We start from the raw sequence: 5,353 nt of genomic DNA, 5'->3' as shown, positions 1-5,353 counted from the left end.
CCGGCCGGCCGCGGGCCGGGCTTGTGGTCGCGGCCGGCACGGCGGCGTTGCTGCCGCGCAGGCTGGCGCCGCTCGGGGTGCCCGCCACCGGGGCGCTGCGGGTGGCGGCGCTGGGGCACCTCGGCGCGGGCCGGCTGTTCGCCGACGCGGTGACCCGCGCCTGGTGGCCGGCGGCCGTCCCGCTGCTGGCGGGCACCAGGCGGGGCAGATGGCTGCTGGCCCTGGCGCTGGGGCGGCACCTGCACGAGTGGTATCAGCGGCGGCCGGACGTGGATCCGCCGCGCTGGCTGCTGCTGCGGGCACTCGACGACGCCGCCTACGGCGCCGGGGTCTGGTGGGGCGCCGCACGCGCGGGCACGCTCACCCCGCTGCTCCCGGAGCTGTCCGGCCGGCCCGCCGCGGCGACCGCGTACCTTCGCCGTGTCCTTCAGGTCCGCGGTGCATCCCACCTGAAACCACGCCACGCGCTGGTTTCGGGAGCGCGTCGCATCCTGGGCAGGCATCACGTACCGTGACCGTCGTGCGGCCCTGGCGGTTGGCGGAGCTCGCCTGGCCCGAGGTGGCCGAGCGGGCCGCCACCAGCGTGCTCGCCGTCCCCCTCGGCGCGACCGAGCAGCACGGGCCGCACCTGCCGCTCACCGTGGACACCGAACTTGCCACGACGCTGTGCGAGCGGCTCGCCCGTGCCCGATCCTGGGTGCTCGTCGCGCCGGCGCTGCCCTATGGCGCAAGCGGTGAGCACGCGGGCTTTCCCGGCACCCTGTCGATCGGGCAGGACGGCGTCGAGTTGCTGCTGGTCGAGCTTGTCCGCTCGGCGGACGCGTTCGCCGGGGTGCTGCTGGTCTGCGGGCACGGCGGCAACGCCGCGCCGCTGCGCCGCGCCGTCGCCCGGCTGCGCGGTGAGGGCCGGCGGGTGCTTGCCTGGCTGCCCGGCGGGCCCGCGGACGACGCCCACGCCGGCCGTACCGAGACCTCGGTGATGCTCGCGCTGCGCGGGCAGGCGGTGCGGCTCGACCATGTCGAGCCCGGGGTGACCCGTCCGATCGGTGAGCTCCTGCCGGCGCTGCGGGAGTCCGGGGTGCGCGCGGTCAGCCCCAACGGCGTGCTGGGCGATCCGACCGGTTCCTCCGCCCGCGCCGGAACGCGCATCCTGGACGCTTGGGCCCAGGAGCTCGCCGCCGCGGCCGACCGGTGGCGCGACAGTCTGCCGCACGACCGGAAGAGCCAGCCGTAGGACCGGCGGCCGGCCGTGATATCGGTACTGGCATGGCAGCAGGGCAGCCGTTCCACGGATCGGTGCTGGACGCGGTACTGGAACGGATCACCTACGCCAACGAGGAGACGGGCTACACCGTCGCCCGGGTGGACGCGGGGCGGTCCGGTGAGCTGATCACCGTGGTGGGCGCGCTGCTGGGCGCGCAGCCGGGTGAGTCGCTGCGGATGCGGGGGCGGTGGGGCTCGCACCCACAGTACGGCCGGCAGTTCCACGTCGAGGACTACAGCACCGTGCTGCCGGCGACGATCCAGGGTATTCGGCGGTATCTCGGCTCCGGACTGATCAAGGGTATTGGGCCGAGGCTCGCCGAGCGCATTGTCGAGCATTTCGGTATTGACGCCCTGGACGTCATCGAACAGCATCCCGAACGGCTGATCGAGGTCCCGAAACTCGGCCCCAAACGGACGAAGGCGATCGCGGTTGCCTGGGAGGAACAGAAGGCCATCAAGGAGGTGATGGTCTTTCTCCAGGGCGTCGGGGTGTCCACGTCGCTGGCGGTGCGAATTTACAAACAATATGGCGACCGGTCGATCGAGGTGGTGCGCACCCAGCCGTACCAGCTGGCCACCGACGTGTGGGGCATCGGGTTCCGTACCGCGGACACGATCGCCAGGGCCGTCGGGATTCCGCACGACAGCCCGCAGCGGATAAAGGCCGGGCTGGTGTTCACCCTGTCGGAGTCCACCGGGGACGGGAACTGCTTCCTGCCCGAGCAGCGGCTGATCGCCGAGGCGATCAAGATCCTGCAGGTCGACACCGGCGCGGTGATCGAGTGTCTGGCCGAACTCGTCGCCGAGGAGGGCGTCGTCCGTGAGGAGATCCCCGGGGAGGATCCGGACGCCCCCGTCGCCGCGGTCTACCTGGTGCCCTTCCACCGCGCGGAGATCTCCCTGGCCGGTCAGCTCCTGCGGCTGCTGCGCGCGCCCGCCGACCGGATGCCGGCGTTCGCCGACGTCGACTGGGACAGGGCGCTGCTCTGGCTGCACGGGCGGACGCGCACCGAGCTCGCCCCCGCCCAGCGGGCGGCGGTGAAACTGGCCCTGACCGAGAGGGTCGCCGTCCTCACCGGCGGGCCGGGATGTGGCAAGAGCTTCACCGTACGCTCCGTAGTCACGCTTGCCCAGGCCAAGGGCGCGAAGATCGTGCTGGCCGCGCCCACCGGCCGGGCGGCGAAACGGCTCACCGAGCTGACCGGGCACGACGCGTCCACCGTGCACCGGCTGCTGCAGCTGCGTCCCGGCGGGGACGCGGCCTACGACCGCGACCACCCGCTGGACGCCGACATCGTCGTGGTCGACGAGGCGTCCATGCTCGATCTGCTGCTGGCCAACAAGCTGGCCAAGGCGGTCGCGCCCGGGGCGCACCTGCTCCTGGTCGGCGACGTCGACCAGCTCCCGTCCGTCGGGGCCGGGGAGGTCCTGCGCGATCTGCTGGCGGCGGGGACACCGGTCCCGCACGTGCGGCTGACGCACGTCTTCCGGCAGGCGCAGCAGTCCGGGGTGGTCACCAACGCGCACCGGATCAACAGCGGCGAGCACCCGCTGGTGCGCGGCCTGCCGGATTTCTTCTTCTTCGCTGCGGACGAGACCGAGGAGGCCGCGGCGATGACCGTGGACGTGGTGGCCCGGCGGATTCCCGCGAAGTTCGGGCTGGACCCGCGCCGCGACGTGCAGGTGCTCGCGCCGATGCACCGCGGCCCGGCCGGCGCCGGCGCGCTGAACACACTGTTGCAGGAGGCGCTCACCCCGGCGCGTCCCGACACGCCCGAACGCCGCGCCGGCGGGCGGATCTTCCGGGTCGGCGACAAGGTCACCCAGATCCGCAACAACTACGACAAGGGAGCCAGCGGCGTCTTCAACGGCACCCTGGGCGTGGTCACCGGTATCGACCTCGACGAGCAGAAGGTCACGGTGCGTACGGACGAGGACGAGGATATCGACTACGACTTCACCGAGCTGGACGAACTCGTCCACGCCTACGCCGTGACCATCCACCGTTCGCAGGGCAGCGAGTACCCGGCCGTGGTCATCCCGGTCACCACCAGCGCCTGGATGATGTTGCAGCGTAACCTGCTGTACACGGCGGTCACGCGGGCTCGTAAACTGGTGGTGCTGGTCGGGTCACACCGAGCCATCGGCCAGGCCGTGCGCACGGTCAGCGGCGGCCNCGGCGGCCGCCGCCACACCGCCCTCGACCACCGGCTACAAACGTCCGCTTCGTAACACCGCCTGGTCTCAGATCTCAGATCTCGGGTTTCGGATCTCGGGCCGCCCTGGTCCGCCCTCTCGACCCAGGCTCCTCCTCCGGGTTCGTTCTGATCGTTGGTCGGAGGTCGAATCGCGGGAACGAGGGGGCAAGTGGTTGCTGTGGCAGCCATTTCCGTACTTGTTCCATACTCGCTCCGTATTCGCCTTCCCGGGCGGGGCGGACGGCTGGCCGGTGTTGTTGGTGGATTGTGTTTGCTGGCCCGCTCNCGGGCCGGCCGGCCCGGTGGGTCGACCCGGTAGGACGCGCCGCGGGCGGGTGGCCGGCCGTCGGTCGTGAGCCGACCCAGCGGCCGACTCGGTGGCTGGCCCGCCAGGCCGACTCGGCGGGGCGGTGCGGTGGGGGCGGCGGGCCGGTGTGGGTGGCTTCGGGGAGGGGCGGTCGCTCTCTGGCAAAGGTCACGCAGACGGCACCGGTGGACGCGCTGTGTGATCACCCTTACTCTCGGTAGGGGGGTCGGTCTGAACCGGAACGTTGTCGCCGTGAATGGGTCAGTGACCCCGCCGGCCCCGGTCCCGGGGTTTTCCCGGCCTGCTCGGTGGAGGGGGACACCAACATGCACAGATCCTTGATTGTTGCCAAGATCACACCCGGCGCGGAAAAGGACGTCGCACGCATCTTCGCGGAATCGGACGCGACCGGACTTCCGCGGATCGCCGGCGTCACCCGCCGTTCGCTCTATTCGCTCGGGGATCTCTACGTCCACCTGCTGGAAACGGCCGGGGACGGCCGGCGGGCGGTGGACAACGCGCGCGGCCACGAGGAGTTCAAACGCGTCAGCGAGCGGCTGTCCCACTACATTCAGCCCTATCTGCCGACCTGGCGGTCACCCGAGGACGCGATAGCGCGGTGTTTCTACACCTATGAGGCCGGCTCCGCCGGCGGTACCCACGAGGCCAGCTCCGCCGGGGAGGCAGCGTGAGGGCCACGGTCGCCGAGGCGGACGTGGCCGCCTGGAGCCGGTGCGGCTCCTGCACCGCGCTCGTCTACGGCAAACGGCTGGCCCGCAACCTCTACGTGTGCCCGGAATGCGGCCACCACGACCGGCTGACCGCCGCCCAGCGGATCGACCAGCTCCTCGATCCCGGCAGCTTCCGGCCGCTGCTGGTCGAACCCGTCCACTTCGACATCCTCGGGTTCACCGACACCCGGCCGTACGCCCAGCGCTGGGAGGCGGCCCGGCGGGAGACCGCGCTGGCCGAGGCGGTGCTGTGCGGCGCCGGAGCCATCGGCGGCCACGGGCTTGTCGTGGCCGTGATGGACTTCCGTTTCCTCGGCGGCAGCCTCGGCTCGGCGGTCGGCGAAATGATAACGCTCGCGGTGGAACTCGCCGTGGACGAGGCGCTTCCCCTGCTCGTCGTCTCCACCTCCGGCGGCGCCCGGATGCAGGAGGGCTGCCTGTCGCTGATGCAGATGGCCAAGACCGGTATCGCCGTCGAACGGCACCGGGAACACGGCCTGCTGTCCATCAGCCTGGTGACCGACCCGACCTACGGCGGGGTGGCGGCGTCGTTCGCGACCAACACGGACGTGATCGTCGCCGAGTCCGGCAGCCGGATGGGTTTCGCCGGGCCCCGGGTCATCCGGCAGACCATCGGGCAGGAGCTGCCCGCCGAGTTCCAGAGCAGCGGTTTTCTCGCCAGCAAGGGGCAGGTCGACATCGTCGCCGACCGGACGGACCTGCGGACGGTGCTGGGCAGGCTGCTCGCGGTCGGCCGGCGGGAGCAGCGGGACATCGACCCGTCGACCGACCTGCCGGCCGACCTGCCGGCCGGCGAGCCGGCGGACGAGCCGGCGCGGCAACCTGTCGGG

The 5,353-nt window shown here is 71.9% G+C and carries 4 protein-coding genes and 1 pseudogene; all 5 read left to right on the top strand.

What is annotated here, in order from left to right:
• A pseudogene (locus FrCorBMG51_RS30545) lies at positions 1 to 515 on the top strand (hypothetical protein); the annotation flags it as partial.
• A complete protein-coding gene (gene mftE / locus FrCorBMG51_RS04250) occupies positions 512 to 1,234 on the top strand; it encodes a mycofactocin biosynthesis peptidyl-dipeptidase MftE (protein ID WP_083730994.1) in 723 nt (240 codons plus the stop codon). The pseudogene FrCorBMG51_RS30545 and the gene mftE, both read left to right, overlap by 4 nt.
• Before the next feature lie 32 nt (positions 1,235 to 1,266).
• Positions 1,267 to 3,498: an SF1B family DNA helicase RecD2 gene (recD2, locus tag FrCorBMG51_RS04245; RefSeq protein ID WP_047221795.1), complete on the top strand. Its 2,232-nt coding sequence runs from the start codon at positions 1,267 to 1,269 to the stop codon at positions 3,496 to 3,498.
• Positions 3,499 to 4,097: 599 nt separating this feature from the next.
• A complete protein-coding gene (locus FrCorBMG51_RS04240; protein ID WP_047221794.1) occupies positions 4,098 to 4,463 on the top strand; it encodes a TcmI family type II polyketide cyclase in 366 nt (121 codons plus the stop codon).
• On the top strand, positions 4,460 to 5,353 hold an 894-nt coding region (locus FrCorBMG51_RS29295; RefSeq protein WP_268760523.1), incomplete at its 3' end, for an acetyl-CoA carboxylase carboxyltransferase subunit beta. The genes FrCorBMG51_RS04240 and FrCorBMG51_RS29295, both read left to right, overlap by 4 nt.

It is taken from the genome of Protofrankia coriariae, from assembly GCF_001017755.1.
GTDB lineage: Bacteria > Actinomycetota > Actinomycetes > Frankiales > Frankiaceae > Protofrankia > Protofrankia coriariae.
The sequence above is the reverse complement of the archived record's forward strand: the minus strand, read 5'-3'. Positions and strand labels throughout refer to the sequence as shown.